The 19,095-nt window shown below is 40.8% G+C and carries 25 protein-coding genes; 23 read left to right on the plus strand and 2 right to left on the minus strand.

The genetic code is table 11. The annotated features are described in order from the left end of the window. Positions 1-39: 39 nt before the first annotated feature. From ACFSN5_RS01185 to ACFSN5_RS01280, 20 genes are all read left to right on the plus strand, one after another. The gene (locus ACFSN5_RS01185) at positions 40-495 is read left to right on the plus strand and encodes a LytTR family DNA-binding domain-containing protein (RefSeq protein WP_165211892.1); all 456 of its coding nucleotides are present in this window, start codon (positions 40-42) and stop codon (positions 493-495) included. A 9-nt stretch (positions 496-504) separates the two neighbouring features. After that, positions 505-912, plus strand: coding sequence for a DUF3021 domain-containing protein (locus tag ACFSN5_RS01190; protein WP_165211895.1), 408 nt, complete (start codon positions 505-507; stop codon positions 910-912). Positions 913-1,013: 101 nt separating this feature from the next. Next, positions 1,014-1,148 carry a 50S ribosomal protein L34 gene (gene rpmH, locus ACFSN5_RS01195; RefSeq protein ID WP_004228750.1) on the plus strand — a complete coding sequence of 45 codons (135 nt, stop codon included), beginning with the start codon at positions 1,014-1,016 and terminating at the stop codon, positions 1,146-1,148. Between the two features lie 266 nt (positions 1,149-1,414). Further along, a complete protein-coding gene (locus tag ACFSN5_RS01200; protein ID WP_165212113.1) occupies positions 1,415-1,537 on the plus strand; it encodes a teichoic acid D-Ala incorporation-associated protein DltX in 123 nt (40 codons plus the stop codon). Between the two features lie 16 nt (positions 1,538-1,553). Then, on the plus strand, positions 1,554-3,092 hold the full coding sequence (dltA, locus tag ACFSN5_RS01205; protein ID WP_165211898.1) for a D-alanine--poly(phosphoribitol) ligase subunit DltA: 1,539 nt from the start codon (positions 1,554-1,556) through the stop codon (positions 3,090-3,092). Further along, positions 3,089-4,351 (plus strand): D-alanyl-lipoteichoic acid biosynthesis protein DltB, encoded by a 1,263-nt coding sequence (gene dltB, locus ACFSN5_RS01210; protein WP_165211901.1) that lies wholly within the window; start codon positions 3,089-3,091, stop codon positions 4,349-4,351. Before dltA ends, dltB begins: the two co-directional genes overlap by 4 nt. A gap of 12 nt (positions 4,352-4,363) precedes the next feature. Next, positions 4,364-4,603 carry a D-alanine--poly(phosphoribitol) ligase subunit DltC gene (gene dltC / locus ACFSN5_RS01215; RefSeq protein ID WP_165211904.1) on the plus strand — a complete coding sequence of 80 codons (240 nt, stop codon included), beginning with the start codon at positions 4,364-4,366 and terminating at the stop codon, positions 4,601-4,603. Further along, complete coding sequence (gene dltD / locus ACFSN5_RS01220) at positions 4,596-5,867, plus strand: D-alanyl-lipoteichoic acid biosynthesis protein DltD (protein WP_165211907.1); 1,272 nt, start codon at positions 4,596-4,598, stop codon at positions 5,865-5,867. The genes dltC and dltD overlap by 8 nt, the downstream gene beginning before the upstream one ends. 1,158 nt (positions 5,868-7,025) lie before the next feature. Next, positions 7,026-7,313, plus strand: coding sequence for a type II toxin-antitoxin system RelB/ParD family antitoxin (locus ACFSN5_RS01225; RefSeq protein ID WP_165211910.1), 288 nt, complete (start codon positions 7,026-7,028; stop codon positions 7,311-7,313). Further along, a complete protein-coding gene (locus ACFSN5_RS01230; RefSeq protein WP_165211913.1) occupies positions 7,303-7,647 on the plus strand; it encodes a type II toxin-antitoxin system RelE/ParE family toxin in 345 nt (114 codons plus the stop codon). Before ACFSN5_RS01225 ends, ACFSN5_RS01230 begins: the two co-directional genes overlap by 11 nt. A gap of 818 nt (positions 7,648-8,465) precedes the next feature. Then, a complete protein-coding gene (locus tag ACFSN5_RS01235) occupies positions 8,466-8,978 on the plus strand; it encodes a DUF1307 domain-containing protein (RefSeq protein WP_165211916.1) in 513 nt (170 codons plus the stop codon). Positions 8,979-9,047: 69 nt separating this feature from the next. Next, positions 9,048-9,821: a TatD family hydrolase gene (locus ACFSN5_RS01240; protein WP_165211919.1), complete on the plus strand. Its 774-nt coding sequence runs from the start codon at positions 9,048-9,050 to the stop codon at positions 9,819-9,821. A 17-nt stretch (positions 9,822-9,838) separates the two neighbouring features. Then, positions 9,839-10,288, plus strand: a complete 450-nt coding sequence (locus tag ACFSN5_RS01245; protein WP_165211921.1) for an ASCH domain-containing protein — start codon at positions 9,839-9,841, stop codon at positions 10,286-10,288. 42 nt (positions 10,289-10,330) lie between these two features. Beyond that, a complete protein-coding gene (gene rnmV / locus ACFSN5_RS01250; RefSeq protein WP_165212115.1) occupies positions 10,331-10,903 on the plus strand; it encodes a ribonuclease M5 in 573 nt (190 codons plus the stop codon). A 17-nt stretch (positions 10,904-10,920) separates the two neighbouring features. Next, the gene (locus tag ACFSN5_RS01255; RefSeq protein WP_165329285.1) at positions 10,921-11,550 is read left to right on the plus strand and encodes an alpha/beta fold hydrolase; all 630 of its coding nucleotides are present in this window, start codon (positions 10,921-10,923) and stop codon (positions 11,548-11,550) included. A gap of 40 nt (positions 11,551-11,590) precedes the next feature. Next, positions 11,591-11,878 (plus strand): YciI family protein, encoded by a 288-nt coding sequence (locus tag ACFSN5_RS01260; RefSeq protein WP_165211925.1) that lies wholly within the window; start codon positions 11,591-11,593, stop codon positions 11,876-11,878. Positions 11,879-11,943: 65 nt separating this feature from the next. Then, positions 11,944-12,843: a helix-turn-helix transcriptional regulator gene (locus ACFSN5_RS01265; RefSeq protein WP_165211927.1), complete on the plus strand. Its 900-nt coding sequence runs from the start codon at positions 11,944-11,946 to the stop codon at positions 12,841-12,843. Positions 12,844-12,903: 60 nt separating this feature from the next. After that, positions 12,904-13,518 (plus strand): GyrI-like domain-containing protein, encoded by a 615-nt coding sequence (locus tag ACFSN5_RS01270; RefSeq protein WP_057489988.1) that lies wholly within the window; start codon positions 12,904-12,906, stop codon positions 13,516-13,518. 45 nt (positions 13,519-13,563) lie between these two features. Continuing rightward, a complete protein-coding gene (locus ACFSN5_RS01275; RefSeq protein ID WP_165212117.1) occupies positions 13,564-14,181 on the plus strand; it encodes a DJ-1/PfpI family protein in 618 nt (205 codons plus the stop codon). 9 nt (positions 14,182-14,190) lie between these two features. Next, on the plus strand, positions 14,191-14,715 hold the full coding sequence (locus ACFSN5_RS01280; protein ID WP_165211929.1) for a DUF1697 domain-containing protein: 525 nt from the start codon (positions 14,191-14,193) through the stop codon (positions 14,713-14,715). Between the two features lie 78 nt (positions 14,716-14,793). On the opposite strand, the gene ACFSN5_RS01285 is transcribed toward ACFSN5_RS01280, so the two are convergent. Beyond that, on the minus strand, positions 14,794-15,072 hold the full coding sequence (locus ACFSN5_RS01285) for a putative quinol monooxygenase (protein ID WP_165211931.1): 279 nt from the start codon (positions 15,070-15,072) through the stop codon (positions 14,794-14,796). A 93-nt stretch (positions 15,073-15,165) separates the two neighbouring features. Next, the gene (locus ACFSN5_RS01290; protein WP_165211933.1) at positions 15,166-15,480 is read right to left on the minus strand and encodes a winged helix-turn-helix transcriptional regulator; all 315 of its coding nucleotides are present in this window, start codon (positions 15,478-15,480) and stop codon (positions 15,166-15,168) included. 106 nt (positions 15,481-15,586) lie between these two features. On the opposite strand from ACFSN5_RS01290, the gene ACFSN5_RS01295 reads away from it, so the two are divergent. The 3 genes from ACFSN5_RS01295 to ACFSN5_RS01305 all read left to right on the plus strand — a co-directional run bounded on the left by ACFSN5_RS01295 (position 15,587) and on the right by ACFSN5_RS01305 (position 18,920). After that, positions 15,587-16,201, plus strand: a complete 615-nt coding sequence (locus tag ACFSN5_RS01295; RefSeq protein ID WP_165329286.1) for a nitroreductase family protein — start codon at positions 15,587-15,589, stop codon at positions 16,199-16,201. Between the two features lie 82 nt (positions 16,202-16,283). Continuing rightward, complete coding sequence (rsmA, locus tag ACFSN5_RS01300; RefSeq protein ID WP_165211937.1) at positions 16,284-17,156, plus strand: 16S rRNA (adenine(1518)-N(6)/adenine(1519)-N(6))-dimethyltransferase RsmA; 873 nt, start codon at positions 16,284-16,286, stop codon at positions 17,154-17,156. Between the two features lie 399 nt (positions 17,157-17,555). Continuing rightward, positions 17,556-18,920: an MmgE/PrpD family protein gene (locus tag ACFSN5_RS01305; RefSeq protein WP_165211939.1), complete on the plus strand. Its 1,365-nt coding sequence runs from the start codon at positions 17,556-17,558 to the stop codon at positions 18,918-18,920. Positions 18,921-19,095: the final 175 nt, after the last annotated feature.

Genomic DNA, 19,095 nt, shown 5'->3' on the forward strand with positions numbered 1-19,095 from the left:
AAAAAGTTAAGATAGAAAGAAAAAAATAGGAGATAGAGCATGCACTATCGCTTTGAGAAAATTAAAGCTTTAGAACCGAATGAGGTTCGAGTTTTGGTTCAAAGTCAGGAAAAATCAAAAGAAGTTCAGGACGTGCTGGATTATCTGTCAAGTTATGGTCGGGAAGATGTGACGGTTCTTCCCATCAAGACTAGTGATCGGATTGAGATGCTTAAAGTTGAAGACCTAATTTATGTAGATGTTGAAGGCAGTCATTTAATTTTGGAAGCGTGCAAGGGTCGCTTTTTGACCAATGATCGTCTCTATAAATTTGCGGAGAGACTGAACAATCCTGACTTTGTGCAGGTGTCTAAGCATGCACTGCTCAATATCAACCATTTAGAGGCTCTGGAAGCCAGCTTTTCAGGAAATATGCTGGCAATTTTGACAGGCCAACGTAAGCTGGATATCAGCCGGCGTTACTTAAGCAATTTAGAAAAACGTTTGGGTTTGTGAGGTGAAGAAATGACGATAGCAATTCGGAAGGGCATCATTTACTTTTTGCTGGGGATTGGTTTTGGCAGCTTGAGTTTCATAGCTACCCTTTGGTTAAATGGGGCAGAGGATCAGACTGTCTTGCAAATCACAAATGTCGTCTGGATTAGTGGGCTGATTGGCCTATTCTCCATGATTTTTGAGTTAGAGAGGCCCTCTTTTGTTTTTAGATTACTTTTACATTTTTGTTTAGTTTACAGTTCAGTTGTCTTGATGAATGGTCTAAATCATTATGGCTGGCACCTTTTATCACTAACACTATTAGCTAATGTTATTCTTACCTATCTATTGATATGGGGAGTCGTTTATTTTATATTGACCCGACGTTTGGAAAAGATTAATCGCAAATTAGCAGAAAAAAGGAGGGAGCAATCTTGACAAGTGCTTAGCCTTAGGATAAAATGAATAAGTATGTTTAGTAACTGATCATAATAATAGCCGGCTAAACGAATACGAAAATCTATGAGGAGGTATTCCAGGTGAAACGTACTTACCAACCAAGTAAGATCCGTCGTCAACGTAAACACGGATTCCGTCATCGTATGGCAACTAAGAACGGCCGTCGTGTTCTTGCAGCACGTCGCCGCAAAGGACGTAAAGTCTTGTCTGCATAATGACATCAAACACAAGATCAGCTCTTACTCGAGGGAGCTGATTTTTTCTTGGCTAAATTCTAGTCTTCTTCCTATTTCAAAAATGAGATTTCAGGAATTTGCTTAACCTGAAAACGGTTACCTATCTCCGTTCTGTAATAATATGGTAAAATAAAGAGACTAAATATTGCAGAGGGAAGACTTAAGACTGATTCTGATTGGAGTTGGTAACTCGGTCTGAGAGGGAGCTTAAATCTGCAAATTCAAAGATGAGAGGGAAAGCAAACATGAAGGCCTATTGGCGATTCTTGTGGCGGACAGCCTTGTATTTTATTATCATTCTGATGTTACTATATTTCTTTAGTTATCTAGGCCGCGGTCAAGGCAACTTTATTTACAACGAATTTTAAGAGAGGTTAGACTACTGTGATTAAAGATATGATTCAGACGATTGAAGCTTTTGCTCAGTCTCAGGCGGACTATCCCGTTTATAATATTCTGGGAGAAGTCCATACTTATGGTGAATTAAAATCTGACTCTGATAGTCTAGCTGCTTACCTTGATACTTTGGCTTTACCTGCTCAATCACCAGTCATGGTTTTTGGTGGTCAAGAGTATGAAATGTTAGCAAGTTTTCTTGCCCTCAGTAAGTCAGGCCATGCCTATATTCCGGTTGATCAGCACTCAGCTTTAGATCGGATTGAAGCCATCTTAGAAGTCGCTAAACCTAGCCTGATCATTTCTATCGGTGCCTTTCCGATGGCTAATGTGACTACGCCGATACTAAGTCTATCGGACGTTAAAGCCGCTTTTGCGACAAAAACAGTCTACCAGTTGACCCATCCTGTTCAAGGAGATGATAACTACTATATTATTTTTACTTCAGGGACGACTGGTAAACCAAAGGGAGTGCAAATCTCACATGACAACCTCTTGAGCTTCACCAACTGGCTAATCAGCGATCCAGAGTTCAGCATTCCTGAGCATCCGCAGATGTTGGCTCAGCCGCCTTATTCCTTTGACTTATCGGTTATGTACTGGGCTCCGACTCTAGCTAAGGGCGGCACCCTCTTTGCCCTCCCTAAGGAAATTATTGTTGATTTTAAGAAACTTTTTGTAACGATCAATGAGCTACCGATTGGGGTTTGGACTTCAACACCATCTTTTGTTGATATGGCCATGCTGTCGGATGATTTTAATAGCCAAACCCTGCCTCAGCTGACTCATTTCTACTTTGATGGGGAAGAATTAACGGTTAAGACGGCTCAGAAATTGCGAGATCGTTTCCCTCAGGCCCGTATTGTCAACGCTTATGGCCCAACCGAAGCAACCGTTGCTTTATCAGCTGTTGCTGTGACCGATGAGATGCTGGCAACCTGCAAGCGCCTGCCAATCGGATATACCAAGGAGGATTCGCCAACCTATGTCATTGATGAAGCGGGCAATCCGCTGCCTAATGGTCAGCAGGGTGAAATTATCGTTTCAGGCCCTGCCGTATCCAAGGGCTATCTCAACAATCCTGAAAAGACATCAGAATCTTTCTTTAGTTATAAGGGTTTGCCAGCCTACCATACAGGAGATTTGGGCAAGATGACTGATGAAGGCCTCTTGCTCTACGGTGGTCGGATGGATTTCCAAATCAAGTTCAACGGTTTCCGTATTGAGTTGGAAGATGTGGCTCAGAGCCTTAATAAGTCTCAGTATGTTGATTCAGCTGTAGCAGTTCCGCGCTACAATAAAGACCACAAGGTGCAAAATCTTCTGGCCTATATCGTTCTCAAAGACGGAGTGGCGGAGCAATTTGACAAGGCCTTGGATATCACTAAGGCCATCAAAGAGGATCTCAAGGATATTATGATGGACTACATGATGCCCTCCAAATTTCTCTATCGTGATGACCTGCCGCTGACCCCTAATGGCAAGATTGATATTAAAGGACTTATGAATGAGGTGAATAAGCGATGATCAGCTTTTTGACCTCTCTGCCTCAGTTGGAGGCTTATGGGAATCCCCAGTATTTTGTCTATATTATTTTGGCGGTTTTGCCGATTTTCATTGGCCTCTTCTTCAAGAAACGTTTCGCTCCCTATGAAGCCTTAGTCAGTCTGGCTTTTATTGTCCTGATGCTGACAGGAAAAGATCTTAATCAGCTGATTTCCCTCTTGTTTTATGTCATCTGGGAAACAGTCTTGGTTTTTTCCTATAAGGTTTATCGCGGGCGAGCCAATAGTTCTGGAGTTTTCTATGTGTGGACTGGCCTGTCGATTTTGCCGCTGGTCTTTGTCAAAGTAGCACCGACTATATCGCATGGTTTTGGCTCCCTCTTTGGTTTTCTAGGGATTTCCTATCTGACCTTTCGAGCGGTCGGCATGATTATTGAGATGCGAGACGGAGTGCTCAAGGAATTTACTCTCTGGCAGTTCCTGCGTTTCTTGCTCTTTATGCCAACTTTTTCAAGTGGCCCAATTGATCGCTTCAAGCGTTTTGATGAGGATTACCAAAATATTCCTGAACGAGATGAGCTGCTCAACATGCTGGAGCAGGCTGTCTATTGGATTATGCTGGGCTTTCTCTACAAGTTTATCATTGCCTATTTGGATGAGACCTACTTACTCAATCCAATGAAGGAAGCTTCCCTTCAAATGGGCGGTATTTTCAACCGTTATACTCTCGGTGTTATGTATGCCTATGGTTTGGACCTCTTTTTTGACTTTGCAGGCTATTCTATGTTTGCTTTAGCAATCTCCAATCTCATGGGAATTAAGAGCCCAATTAATTTTAATAAGCCCTTCATTTCAAGGGATCTAAAGGAATTTTGGAATCGCTGGCACATGAGCTTATCTTTTTGGTTTCGAGATTTCATTTTCATGCGATTGGTTAAGCTCTTAATTCAAAAGAAGGTTTTTGACAATCGCAATGTCACCTCCAGCGTAGCCTATCTCGTTAATATGTTGGTAATGGGCTTCTGGCATGGAGTGACTTGGTACTATATCGCTTACGGTCTTTTCCATGGTGTCGGTCTTGTTATTAATGATGCCTGGTTCCGAAAAAAGAAAAAAATCAATAAGGAAAGAAGGAAGAAGGGGCAGGAGCCTCTGCCTGATAATAAGTGGACGCAAGCTTTAGGGATCTTTATTACTTTCCATGTAGTGATGGTTTCCTTCCTGCTCTTCTCAGGTTTCCTAGATGCCCAGTGGTTTAATAATCCACTGATTAAAAAGTAAAGGGGAATAAAAATGGATATTAAAGCAGAAGTTATTGAAATTATTGACGATCTTTTCATGGAAGATGTGTCTGATATGATGGACGAGGATTTATTCGATGCCGGTGTGCTCGATAGTATGGGGACTGTTGAATTGATTGTTGAATTGGAAAATCATTTCGATATCAGTGTACCTGTTTCAGAATTTGGTCGTGATGACTGGAATACTGCCAATAAGATTGTTCAAGGAGTAACGGAGTTACGCAATGCTTAAACGTTTGTGGCAAATTTTTGGCCCTCTGATCTGTGCCTTTATCTTGGTTATTGCCCTAATTGGTCTTTATCCGACTAATCGGGGACATTCCTTTCAGGCTGAGAAGACTGATGCAGCCGCTTTGACTAAGGTTAGTTTTAAAAGTCGGGCCAAGAAAGTCCGTGCTCTCGGTGACCCTAGACATCGCTTTGTTCCTTTTTTTGGTTCCAGTGAATGGTCACGGATAGATGCCATGCACCCTTCCGTCTTAGCTGATGCCTACGACCGCGGCTATACTCCCTATCTCTTGGGACAAAAAGGTGCGGCATCTCTAACTCAGTACTATGGCATGCAGCAAATTATTCCTCAGATGACCCATAAGCAGGCGGTTTATGTTATTTCTCCCCAATGGTTCGTCAAGGATGGTGCTAATCCGGCAGCCTTTCAAAGCTTCTTTAGCAACGACCAGCTGGTGAGCTTTTTGCAGAATCAAAAAGGAACCCCTTATGATCGCTATGCAGCAAAACGTTTCCTTAGGCTTTATCCAGCGGCCTCTCTGTCTAAGATGGTAGAAAAAGTTGCTAAAGGACAAACATTATCCAAATCCGATCGAGCCCAGCTCAAGCTTAGGGAACAGGTATTGAAAAAGGAAGATAACTTCTATAGTCAATTTGTTGTAAACAGTCTGAACTATGATGAAAAAATTGTCAAGAAGGCTGCTACATTACCGGATGATTTCTCTTACGAGGCTCTGTCAGCCAAAGCTGATAAATTAGCGGCCAAGGCAACGAACAACAACCGCTTTGGGATCTCTAATCATTTCTATAACAATCGGATTAAGGGAAATTACAAGGCCTTGAAAGGGGCCCAGAAGACATTCAACTATACTAAGTCGCCTGAGTTCAATGATTTGCAGTTGGTGCTCCATCAGTTTGCTCAGATGAATACTGACGTGCTTTTTATCATTCCACCGGTTAATAAGAAATGGTCTAATTATACAGGGCTGGATACTAAAATGTATCAGGAGTCTGTTGCTAAAATCAAATATCAACTGCAAAGTCAAGGATTTAATCATATTGCTGACCTTTCTAAGGATGGGGAGCGTCCTTACTTTATGCAGGATACCATTCACTTGGGCTGGAATGGCTGGTTAGCTGTTGACAAGTATGTCAAGCCTTTCTTGACGCAAAAACAGGTTCAACCAGATTATCATATCAGTGACGATTTCCTGACTCAAGACTGGGCTAATTATACAGGTCAGCTTGAGGCTTTCAAAGCTGGCTAAAAAGTAATAAGGGAGTGAAATCATCCCTAAAAATGACAGTTTTGGCTAAGGTGATGACTTGCAAGGGTCTCCCCCAGATCGTTTTTGACACTTGCTTTGCCAGTTTTATTTTCTGATTAAAAAAGTCTCCCAGACCTTTTTAGCCCACCCCCGCACAGTTCTAAAGGTCTGGGGGTGCTTTGGAGGTTGGAAGTAAATGAACGATATTCATCGCATTCGTTTAGATTTTCCGTTTTGGCCTTGTGCCAAAACGGAAAAAGCCAGCAGGGGGCGTAGCTAACAAGTCTTGCTCCTACGGCTGCGTCAATCTAGTAAATGGAGAGCCATACAAGAGAGGCCAATAGAGCTTCTCTTTTTTTATTATCAAATTAAAAAAGAAGGAGAAAATTATGAATAATAAAATCAATGATTTAGAAGAAGTTCTCAATAGAGCACAAGAAAAAGATCGAAATGGGTAAACATTTGAAAAAGAAGAATTTCTAGAAGAAATTTATCAAAAGAACAAGTATATTAAGGCTCTTTTTAGAGTCTGCTCGATTTATCAGAGTCTTAGATAACGAGCTTTTTCAGGAAGGATTAAAAATTGTGACTATGAAAATTAGTCCAGATGAAGCAGTTTGGATCGAAGAGCAATTTTTTCACGCCCCCCTTTCCAAAAGTGGCAAAAACACGCTTTGAAAAAAATAAAAAATTTGATTAATCAAGGAGACAAAAATGGATTTTACATTAAACAAAGTAGAATAGTTGACACTGATAGCAGAAAAGATTTTCCTTGGTAAGGTTGCTAATATATTTGATTTTTACTATCAGGACGGGCACTGGGGGAGGAAGGAAAACTAGCCTATATACTTTATATATAGCTTTTAGATACACAGGGAACAGATTAAGTTCTTAGCATCGCAGGAAATATACGTTTCGCAATGGCGACAGATATAAACGATTCATTATCTTATACTAGGTCTGGATAATGAAGAACAATTTATTTGAATTTCCATATTTATGATTTTGATGATAAGTTTTATCTGACCTAAATGTGCTAATAGGTTCACAAATAATGATATCTTCGTGTTCCCTAGTCATAAAATAATTGCCAGATTAATATAATAGTCGTATAATTACATGTATAGATAGCATGTTTAAAATACAGGAGGTAATGCTATGAGTAAATCAGCATCTTTGAAAAGTGTAGCTTTTAAAATGGATTCAGATACTTTGGATTCCGCAAGTAAAGTCCTAAAAGAGAATGGTTATAGTCTTGCTAAAGGAATGACTCTTTTTCTTAAAAATGTGGCCCTAACAAAATCTGTAGACTTGCCAGATGAAGAAGAACTTGAAAATGAATTTTTGTTCATGCAATTGAAAAATGAAATCAATCAAAGGGTCTCAGATGTTCAATCTGGGGACTATTACACTGATACAGATTTGGTAGAGCGTTATGGATTATAAAATCAGATATGCAAAAGAAGCGATTAGCGAGTTAGATGAAATCTTCAACTTCATCTCAAACGTTAGTGCTTCTGGAGCTAAGAATGTCGTGAATAGAATCCGCTCTAAGGTGAACAACCTAACTTTTATGCCATCTGGATTTGATTTTGATGATAGAATTGGCAGGAAATTGCACGACAAATTTAAGACTGAGGCTCTTATCTCTGATGACTATCTCATTTTATTTGTCGTTGACGAAGAGAATAAGGAAGTGATTATCACCCACTTCATTCCTTCAAGAAGCGACTATATGAGATTGTTAAAAAATAGAACCTCAAACAGACGACTTTCCTAAAAACTAAATTTTTCGAAAAAAAAAATTAATCAATTATAAAAGGCAGTTGAACCATTGTCTTTACTGGATTCCTTTAGAGTTTAACTACCTTTTGTTTTTATTTGAAAACTGGGATATTCAATTTTTAGCCCATTTTTTCATAAAATCGGTATATTTATGCTAAAAATCAGCCTAATTTGCCTTATTTTTTCTTCCGAAAATCTTCTGCTACCTGAGTGGTTTTCTTCGATTAGGAGGGTTTCATTTCTCATAGTACAGCGATCAGTTATAGCTGTTTTTGGTTGGTTTCGCTAATTTCAGCTATCTGCTCATCTTCTTTCTCAATCTGAGAGGTATAGTAGGCTCTTTCTCACTCAAAATCAGCCCTTGGTTGGTATCTCCTCTATGCGACTGCTATTAGCCTCTGTACTCTGTACCTTTTTCGTCAGCTAGAACGGTGCTTATTGGGTAACTGTTTTGCCTTCTTCTTTTGCAAGCCCCACTAGCTTTTCCTTAAGTTCTTTCAATACTCTAATACTGACCTGTAGGCTCATGGCTATCCCCTATTAAATACATACTCACATAATGCTATGTAGATTTATTATAGCGCATGGTACAACAAATTTAGACATGGATTTTTCCTAGAATCGATTTTAAGCCAATTTCCTAAAGAATATAAAGGGAATTAGAGACCTACCTCCTCACCTCTGAAGTGGTAGGCGCTCCTGTCTCTTTTAATTTTTTGTGATTTTTCCTCAAAAGTTTTATGAAAGCGCTTGACAAGTTTTATCGGGATTCCTATAATAGCTTTGAATTAAATAAAGATTGGAGCTCATCCTATGACCTTAAAAAAATTAGCCCTCGGCTTAGTCGCTTTCTTAGCGGCCCTGGTCTTAGTGGCTTGCGGCAGCAAACAAGCGACTGAGAATACTAGTCCTCGCGAGACAGCTGATTTTCAATTAGTAAAGGCGGGACAGATGGATGTCCGGAATCACTATGAGTATAAAGATGATAAAGTGCTGAAAATGACCACCACAACTACCCTGCTTTACGCAGCTATTCAGGTGGATTCTGCTGATGCTGCCAAGCAATATTTAGAAGCGCACGGCGGTAACAAGTGGGACGGTGTTAAGGGAATTAAGCATAAAGTTGACTATCAAGGCGATCGAATGGTTGAAACCACAACAGTGGATTTTTCTAAGGTTGATATCAATGCCAATGCTGACCTCTTGCAAGTTCAGGTACCTGATGGCAAAAGGGTTGATCATATCAGCTTTAAGCAATCCAGTCAGGCTTTGAAAGATCAAGGTTACACCGAGATCAAAGATGGTAAATTCCAAGAACTAAATTAAAGAATACAATAGCAGAGCTCAAATATGATTTGGGCTCTTTTTATCTGGACTTTGTGATAAAATAAAGGCATGAATATATTTGATACCCATACCCATTTAAACGTAGAAAATTTTACAGGAAAAGAAGCAGAAGAGATTGCAGCAGCGCGTGAACTCGGCGTGACGAGGATGAATATCGTTGGTTTTGATGAGCCGACGATTAAGCGGAGCTTAGAGCTGTCTCGTCAGTTTCCTGAACTCTATTCGACTATCGGCTGGCATCCGACTGAGGCTGGTTCTTACACGCAGGAAGTCGAAGATATGATTGTCAGTCACCTGCATGATCCTAAGGTCATTGCCTTGGGTGAAATCGGTCTGGATTACCACTGGATGGAAGATCCCAAGGACGTTCAGATCGAGGTCTTTAAACGCCAAATCCAGCTGTCCAAGGATTATGACCTGCCTTTTGTTGTCCATACTCGTGATGCGCTTGAGGATACCTATGAAGTTATCAAGGAAGCAGGTGTCGGTCCATGTGGTGGCATTATGCATTCCTACTCAGGGTCTCTTGAGATGGCGCAGAAGTTCGTGGATCTAGGCATGTTGATTTCCTTCTCAGGTGTCGTGACCTTTAAAAAAGCACTGGACGTGCAAGAAGCAGCAGCTGGTTTACCGCTTGACAAAATCTTAGTGGAAACCGATGCCCCTTACCTAGCACCTGTGCCTAAACGCGGCCGAGAAAACCGCACGGCCTATACTTGTTATGTCGTTGATAAGATTGCCGAACTACGAGGGCTAACGAGCGAAGAAGTGGCTGAAGCTACGACTGAAAATGCTCTACGTATTTTTGAAATTGACTGCTAGATAAGGAAAAAGACTATATGACTGACACGATCAAGGATTACTGGGCCCGTTGCTGTAAGAAGTTACATTTACCAGAAGATACCAAGTATGAGGCGTGGAGCTTTGGAAATACCAAAGAGATGGCAGATGAGCTAGCAGATTTGGTCAATAGAGGGATAAAAACAGCAACGACCTCATCTTATGAATTATATGAGGCGGGAGAGTATGTTCCACAAGTTGGTGATTATAACATTATCCTCAATGGCTCACAGGAACCAGTCTGTGTCACTCAAACCAAGGTGACCTACCTTATGCCCTATTATTTGATTTCACCTGAGCATGCTTGGCATGAGGGGGAAGGTGATAGGAGTTATTTTTACTGGAAAAAGGTTCATGATGATTTTTTTAATCAGGAATACCAAGCAATAGGAAAAGAATTTTACGAACAAGCACCTATGCTGTGTGAAGTATTTGAAAAGGTTTATTAATTATCCGCTAGTCAGTTTGTGCACATAGCGACAATAAAAATGATGGAAAATAAAATTAAAATACAAGAAGTCCTCGTCGTCGAGGGCAAGAGTGACACGGCCAATCTGCGCCGTTTTTATGAGGTTGATACCTACGAAACCAAGGGTTCTGCCATTACCGATGAGGATCTAGAACGCATCGCTTATCTCAATGAGTTACGAGGTGTTATCGTCTTCACCGACCCTGACTACAATGGGGAACGCATCCGCAAAATCATCATGGAGGCTGTACCGACCGCTAAACATGCCTTTCTTAACCGTGATGAAGCTGTGCCAAAATCAAAAAACAAGGGGCGCTCGCTCGGTGTTGAGCATGCCTCTTTCGAGGACTTGCAAAAAGCTTTGTCTGGGGTACTTGGCAGCTACGATGATGACAATCATTTTGATATTACCCAATCCGATCTCATGCGCCTCGGCCTTCTCATGGGAGCTGACAGTCGTCAGCGCCGTGAGTACCTCGGTGAACAGTTGCGAATAGGTTACACCAACGGTAAGCAACTCCTCAAACGCTTAGAACTATTTGGCGTGACCTTGGCAGAGGTTGAGGAAGTGATGGAGAATTATCAAAAAAATTAAAAATTGGAGGAAGGGAAATGGAGCATGTTTATCTGCACGGTTTAGGCGATTCTCCATCTGTCTGGCGAGATATAGCAACTAAAATTCCTTCAGAAAAATCTTCTATTTTGCCTTTAGGGGATTGGTTTGATAAAGAGCATCCACATTACAGGCAATTGTATGAAGGTTTAGAGAATTACTGTCACGCTACTAGCGAGCCATTGGTTTTGTCTGGACATTCACTAGGAGCTATACTGGCCTTACATTATGCGGCTGCTCATCAGGATAAAGTTTCTGGCTTGATCTTAATTTCTGCTCAGTATAAGACACCCAAATGGCTGATAAAAGTACAAAATTTCATCTTTCATTTCATGCCTGAGCAGACTTTTAAAGGTTTGGGGCTGACAAAAAATCGGGCGATTGAATTTATGAATTCCATGGTAGATGTTAATCTAGAAGAAAAATTGTCGGCAGTCTCTTGTCCGACTTTGGTATTATGTGGAACAAAAGATGTTCCCAATAAGAGGGCTGCCAGAGAGTTAGCCAAGCGTATAAAGGTAGCTCAATTAGAATGGATTGAAGGTGGAGCCCATCAAGTGCTTACTTCTCACTCGGGACAGATTGAAGAGGTTATATCTAAATTTTTAGAGAGCCAAGTTAGGTTGTGAGAGTAATAAAAATAAATTAATCGAAACGGAGGTTATTAGTATGTACATCGTTAGTTTAAACTATGTGAAACCATTAGAAGATGTGGAAAAATATCTGGAAGCCCATGTCGCTTTCTTAGATAAGTATTATGGATCTGGAGATTTTATTGCGTCTGGGCGTAAAAATCCAAGGACAGGAGGGATTATTCTCTGCAATGCTGAAAGTGAAAATGAGCTAAATACTATTCTTGCGGAGGATCCGTTCAATGTCAACGCCATCGCAGAATATGAGGTTACGGAATTTTTCCCAAGCAAATTTGCAGAAGGTTTTGAAAGATTTGTTGAGTGAGAAATATCCTAACTCGATAATCTCTGTCAGGCTTGTGCTGTCCTATTTGTAGGAGCGATTGAATCATGAAGAATAATAGACTGTTTAGAATTCTATACTACGTCCTAGAGAAGGGTAAAGTAACGGCTCATGAATTGGCTGAGAAATATGAAGTCTCCGTCAGGACCATATACCGAGATATCGATGTTATCAGCAGTGCAGGCATTCCGATTTATGCGACTCAAGGCAAGGGTGGTGGCATTGAAATTTCTGATGACTTTGTACTGAGGAAATCACTGCTCTCTGGGAAAGAACAAGAGCAGATTTTAATCGCCCTGAAAGGTCTGGAGGGAACAAGTAAAGAATATGAGAATGAGCTTCTGACAAAACTGTCTGCCCTCTTTAAAATGAAAAACACCAATTGGATAGAGGTTGATTTTGATAGCTGGCAGGGGAATAAAGCCTATGATGAGTTATTTAGAGACATAAAGTCAGCTATTATCAATAAAAATATTGTGAGATTCCGATATTTTTCCAGCAGTAAAGAAGAAACCTATAGAGAAGTCAAACCCGTCAGGCTTTTATTTAAAAGCTGGGATTGGTATGTCTATGGTTTTTGTTTGCTCAGAAATGATTTCCGGTATTTTAAACTGTCTCGTATCAAAGGCTTTGAAACGTGTCGGGATCGCTTTAACGATCAATTCGACAGTATTGTTTTGCCAAGGGAAGTAAAGACTGAAGATACAGTAGCAATCAAAATGAAATTTGATAAAACAGCAGCATTTAGGGTCTACGATGAAATGGCAGAAAATGCTGCAGAAGATAAAGAGGGCAATCTCTATGCTGAGATAGAACTGCCTAATGATGACAACCTTTATCGTTATATTCTTTCATTTGGAGATGCGGTAGAAGTTTTAGAACCAGAGGATGTTCGAAAGCAAATGAGAGAAATGACTCATAAAATGGCCAAAAAATATAGAACCTGACAAATGGTGTCAAGTATCTTCCTGTACAATAGAACTATCAAAATACAGGAGGATTAGATCATGAAATACGAATGGAGAAAACAGGAAAAAGCTCTTTATGGTGTCAAGCAGACACCGGTCGTAGTAGAAGTACCCAAACAGCAGTTTATCCTGATAAAAGGCAAAGGTAATCCCAATGAAGCGGATTTTTCAGATAGGATATCCGCCCTATATGCGCTGGCCTATGCTATCAAGATGCAGTATAAGAAAGATATGAAAGATAGGTCCGATGCTGAAGTGACGGATTTTACCGTCTATCCTTTGGAGGGACTTTGGGAAAATGGTGATGAGTCAGCATTTGATAAAAACAAACTGACCTATACACTGATGATTAAACAACCTGATTTTATAAGGCAGAAGGATTTTACCAAGGCGCTTGAGACTGTTAGAAAGAAAAAGCCTAATGACTTGTATGATGAGATAGGCTTTGAAGAAGTAAAAGATGGCAAAGCTATTCAGATCTTACATATGGGAAGCTACGATGATGAACCCAAGTCTTTTGCATTGATGGAGCAACTTGCCAATGATCTCAACCTTACACGAACAGCCGATTTTCACAGAGAAATCTACCTAAGCAATCGCAACAGAACAGCTGAAGACAAGCAAAAAACTATACTTAGGTACTCCGTGAGGTAAATACATGGAAAAAGTTATTCAATAGGAGTGTGTGAGGCAGGAATGATGAAAACCGTTTATATGTACGTCCAAGATACTATGGCCGATTGGGAACATGGCTATCTAATGCAAGCTCTGAGCCTGCAGACTATGCTGAAAAAGCCCAAAGTTTCTTTTAAGACGGTAGGCAGGACAAAAGCGCCGATTAGGACAGCCAGCGGCATTACTCTAGTGCCCGATTTAAGTCTAGATGATATAGATGTTGCGAGTACAGCAGCTTTGGTGCTCATTGGCGGTGAGACTTGGCTAGATGAGGAGCAAGCAGCTATTTTGAACCTTGCGGCCAAGTTGTTACAGGAGGGGATCTTGGTTGCCGCTATCTGCGGTGCTACCTTGGGGCTGGCTGACCGTAGTGCCTTAAATACACGTTTCCATACGAGCAATGCTCCTTTTTACCCAGAAATGAGTCCTCATTATACTGGGCAGAGAAATTATAAAGACGATGTGGCTGTTTGTGATGGCAATCTTATCACAGCAAGCTCTGCTGGCTCACTCTTGTGGGCAAAACTTATTGTGGAAAAGTTGGGTTTGTATTCTAATAAAACCATCGAAGCTTGGTTTGACTATTTCTCTACGGGAGATGTTGCCGCTTATGCCAGATTGATGGCCTCATTTTCAGAGTAAGGAGACCTGATGGAGAAAATAATCATCCTTTTACGCGGGGTTACACCGACAGGGCAAAATCGCATTCCTAAGATGGCTTATCTTAGAGAGATTTTAGAGACAGTAGGCTTGCAGGCCGTAGAGATCTATATTCAGAGTGGGAATATTGTTTGCGAGACGGATTTAGCCGATAAAGACGTCAAAAACCTCGTTCACGATACCATTTTAGAAAAAATCGGTGCAGATTTATCCGTCATTATCAAAAGTCCTGAGCAACTAATGGCTGCTCAGGAGAATCCTTTTGATGACGGATATGATAGCTCACGTGTTCATCTGGTTTTTACTAATGATACACTGCCTTCGGAGAAAGTCGCCCAGCTCCTAGAGCAAGATTTTGATGATGAATTGTTTGCCGTCGGAAGTGAATGTCTGTATCTTTATCTACCACGTGATGCTGAAAAGAAACGGCTGAATACGAACTTTTTAGAAAAGAAAATGGCGATTAAAGCCACCATGCGTAAGCTTAGTGTCACGAAGCGTTTGAGTCAGCTGTGAAAAAGAATTACAAAGGGAGTGGGAAAGAACCCAAAAATTGAAAGTTTTGGTTCGTATTCCCACTCCCTTTAGAATCATTTAGTCAAACACAGTCACAATTGGTTCAGCTGCTGACCAGTCAGACAATTGGTCGAAAAATTGGGTGAAGACCGGTGTTTGGTTGTGGCTATCGATAGCTTCTTGATTTTCCCACTGTTCAATCATGATAAATTGATTGGGCTTGTCCACAGCTTGATAGAGCTGGTAGCTGCGGTTTCCTTTTTCTTGTCTTGAGGATTCAATCAGTGGTTGAATCGCCTGCAAGAAATCTTGACGATTATCCTCTTTAATAAAGAACGTGGCGTTGATTGTTTTCATAAATGGCCTCCTTGTAATAGATAATACTGGTAACAGTCTATAAATTTATAGACTAAATGTCAATATTTTGTTGCTTTCTAACATAGAGGGCAGCTACATATTATCTTTACTCCAATTGTTGAGCCTGAGTAAGAGCTCCAACAGCTCTTGTCCTTTTGCTGTTAAACGGTACTGAGTGTGAAAAGGTAAGGTTTGTAGGTCTGTTTTGAGCACTAGGCCATCGGCTATTAAATCGTTTAAAGCGCGTGTCAGCATGGTTTTGGTGATCCCCTCTACTTCACGTTTTAACTGATTAAAACGAATGGGCTCATGCTGTGAGATAATCCAAATAATATTGAGTTTCCATTTCCCTGAAATGCTGTCCATTAATCTTGATAATCCACAGTTCCAGTGTGTGTTTGTTTGCATAGAAAGATCTCCTAAGACAGTAGTCACAAAAAAGTGACTACTGTTTTTTCATCATTAGCTTTATTATAATGAAATCGTTAAGAAATACAAAGGAGGATACAAGATTATGGAAAATATTTTAAGCTTTTTGGATGAACGTCGGTCTGTTAGGCATTTTGATTCCCAATCCATCTTGGAAAAAAGTGTGATCGTCGATATACTGAAACATGCCAGTTACGCGCCGTCTGGTAATAATTTTCAGTCTTGGCGCGTTGTAGTTGTTAAAAATAAGGAGAAGCAAAAAGAATTGAGGAAATTATCAGCTAATCAGCCGCAGGTTGAGACAGCCTCCGCAGTGTTTCTCTTATTTGGAGATAAAGAGGCCTACGATTTGGATTGGTGGCAGGAATTTTATATGGAAAAAGGTGCTATTACAAAAGCTGAAGCAGCTGTCCGCTCAGAGCGGATAGATCGGTACTTTGCCCTTCATCCCGAAGATAAGGATGTTGAAGGCTTACGACTGGATGTTGGTCTCTTTGCAATGAACCTTATGCATGTTATCCGTACATTTGGTTATGACAGTGTACCGATGAGGGGTGTGGATTTTGAGGCGGTGAAAGACTTCTTGAATATATCTGCTGAGTGGGAGCCTATTTTGCTGCTTTCTGTGGGGAAAGCTTTAGAATCTGGGCATCCCCATATTAGGAGAAAGGTCGAAGAGTTCTCGATTTTTATTGATTAATTAGCTCAGCTGTTCTATGCCCGTTACCCCTATTTTATTTATGGTAAAATAGGTAGAAAGAATTAAAATAGAAAGTGCCCCTATGAGAATAGCAGACTACTCCGTGACCCGAGCCATTTTGGAGCGTCACGGCTTTACCTTTAAAAAATCCTTCGGTCAGAACTTTTTGACCGATACCAATATTTTACAGAAGATTGTCGATACGGCAGAGGTTGACAAAAATGTTAATGTCATCGAAATTGGGCCCGGTATCGGAGCTTTGACCGAGTTTTTGGCGGAGAAGGCTGCTGAGGTCATGGCTTTTGAAATTGATGACCGTCTCATCCCGATTTTGGCAGATACCCTGCGTGATTTTGACAACGTGCAGGTAGTCAATCAAGATATCCTCAAGGCTGATTTGCAGACCCAAATCAAGCAGTTTAAAAATCCAGACCTGCCTATCAAAGTTGTAGCCAACCTGCCTTACTACATCACCACGCCGATTCTCATGCATTTGATCGAAAGCAAGATTCCTTTTGCAGAGTTTGTGGTCATGATGCAAAAAGAAGTGGCCGACCGTATCGCAGCTGAGCCCAATACCAAGGCTTACGGGTCTCTGTCTATTGCAGTACAGTATTATATGGCGGCTGAGGTAGCCTTTATTGTACCTCGGACGGTCTTTGTACCCGCGCCGAATGTGGATAGCGCTATTTTGAAAATGGTACGCCGTGATCAGCCCTTGGTTGAGGTGCAAAATGAAGATTTTCTTTTCGATGTCGCAAAAGCTAGCTTTGTTCACCGTCGTAAAACCTTGTGGAATAATTTAACCAACCGCTTTGGCAAGTCAGAAAATGTCAAAGAAAAACTGAGGCAGGCTTTAGAAATGGCAGGGCTAAGGCCGAGTGTCCGGGGTGAAGCTTTATCGATTGCTGATTTTGGCCGTTTAGCTGACGCTTTAAAAGAGCAAGGATTTTGATAGGTTAAAAAGAGTAGAAATATGGAAAGATCAGGACTTATCTCGTTGAGGATGATAAGGGGAGCCTATATGGCCTCTTTGAGCTGACTTTTTATCGCGTAATCATTATTTTAACTCCATCTCATCTATTGTAGCCAGATTTATACAAGGTCATCCAGAGTTTTTCAAGCAGGATTATAGGCATATCCATCTCTCTATTATCGTTTTAAAACCGCTAGATTAGCGGTTTTTTTTTAATACTCTAAGCACCTAGTCAGAAGGTGTGTCATTTGAATGATAAACTTATGTCATTGGTTATCGATAATAGGTTTCATCTATTAAAATCATAAAAAACATTAATTTGTGTAATGAATCCGCTTGCAATATAATGGGGGTGAAAAAATTTAAAGGAGATAAAAGATGGAAAATTTAACTGTTGTTGAACAAATGGCTAAATGGGCTGCTACAAAAAATTTTGCTGACCTTTCTCAAGAAGAAGTAGCTGCTTTGAAGGGACGTGTGCTTGATGCTATTGGTTGTGCCATTGGTGCTTTGAATAGCCAGACAATCAAGAATATCCAGCAAATGACGCATGATTTAACTGCTGATGGTTCGGTGACCATGATTGGCGGGGGAAAAACTACACCAGATTATGCAGCCTTGTTTAATGGTGCAGCTATTCGTTATTTAGATTATAACGACTCTTATTTAGCTAAAGGAGAAACCTGCCATCCGTCTGATAATATTTCAGCTATTCTGGCAGCAACAGAGCACAATCATGGGACGGGGAAAGACTTTCTTCTTGGTCTAGCGATTGCTTACCAAATCCAGTGCCGACTTTCTGATGAGGCTCCTGTCAGAAAACATGGTTTTGACCATACTGTTCAGGAAGCTTATGGGGCTGCAGCTGGTGCGGCTAAGGCCTTGGGACTGACACAGACGCAAATTGCAAATGCTATCGCCATCTCAGGAACTAGTTATAATTCTCTGCGGGTCACTCGGACGGGTGCACTGTCGAACTGGAAAGGTTTGGCGGCACCGAATACAGCCCGCGGTGCAATGTCTTCGGCTCTCTTGGCAAAGTATAATATTACAGGTCCACGAGAAGTTTTTGAAGGCAATAAAGGCTTCTATGAAACTATTGCGGGTAAGTTTGAAATCGACTGGGAAAAAGAAGGTTTGGAACGTGTTTTAAAGACAATTATCAAGCGCTACAATGCTGAAATCCACTCCCAGTCTTCAATTGAGGGCTTGATTGAATTTAGAAATAAGGAACACCTTGCTCCAGAAGCTATTAAGGAAATTCGTTTGGATACCTTTGATGTTGCTTTTAATATTATTGGAGGGGGCGAAGAAGGCGATAAGAAACAAATTCGTCTCAAGGAGGAAGCCGACCACTCGCTTCCATACATGCTGTCAGCAGCTTATTTGGATGGTCAGGTCTTGCCAGCCCAGTATGAACAAGATCGGATCCTAAAAGATGATATTCAAAATCTCTTGCAAAAAGTAACCGTTAGGGAAAATCCTGAGTTCAGCAAACGTTTTCCGAATGAGATGGCTATCAGATTGGAAGTAGAAACCAATGATGGTCATGTTTATACGATTGATAAAGATGATTACCAAGGTTTTACTTCCAGACCAGCGACTTGGGAGGTCCTATTGGAAAAATATCATTTGCTGACAGAATCTATTGACCAGACTCTAGCTCAAAAAATTGCAGATACGATTGCTCGGCTTGAAGACATTGACATTAGTGAGTTAACCAATTTATTGGCAAAAATTTGATAAGTCTTGGTTTGGATAACGGAGCATGGGCTTGCGGATTGTGTCAAAAAGATGAGTTCTCCTAGAATCTTTGATGATTCGTCGTCGGACTCCCTATTTTGACTTTATCCGCGGACGCCCTTTGCGACACGACGTTTGGTTGGTCGATTTTACTAACCAAACGAAGTTAGTGGGA

The sequence above is a fragment of the Streptococcus tangpeifui genome, from assembly GCF_044503215.1.
GTDB classification, from domain to species: domain Bacteria; phylum Bacillota; class Bacilli; order Lactobacillales; family Streptococcaceae; genus Streptococcus; species Streptococcus tangpeifui.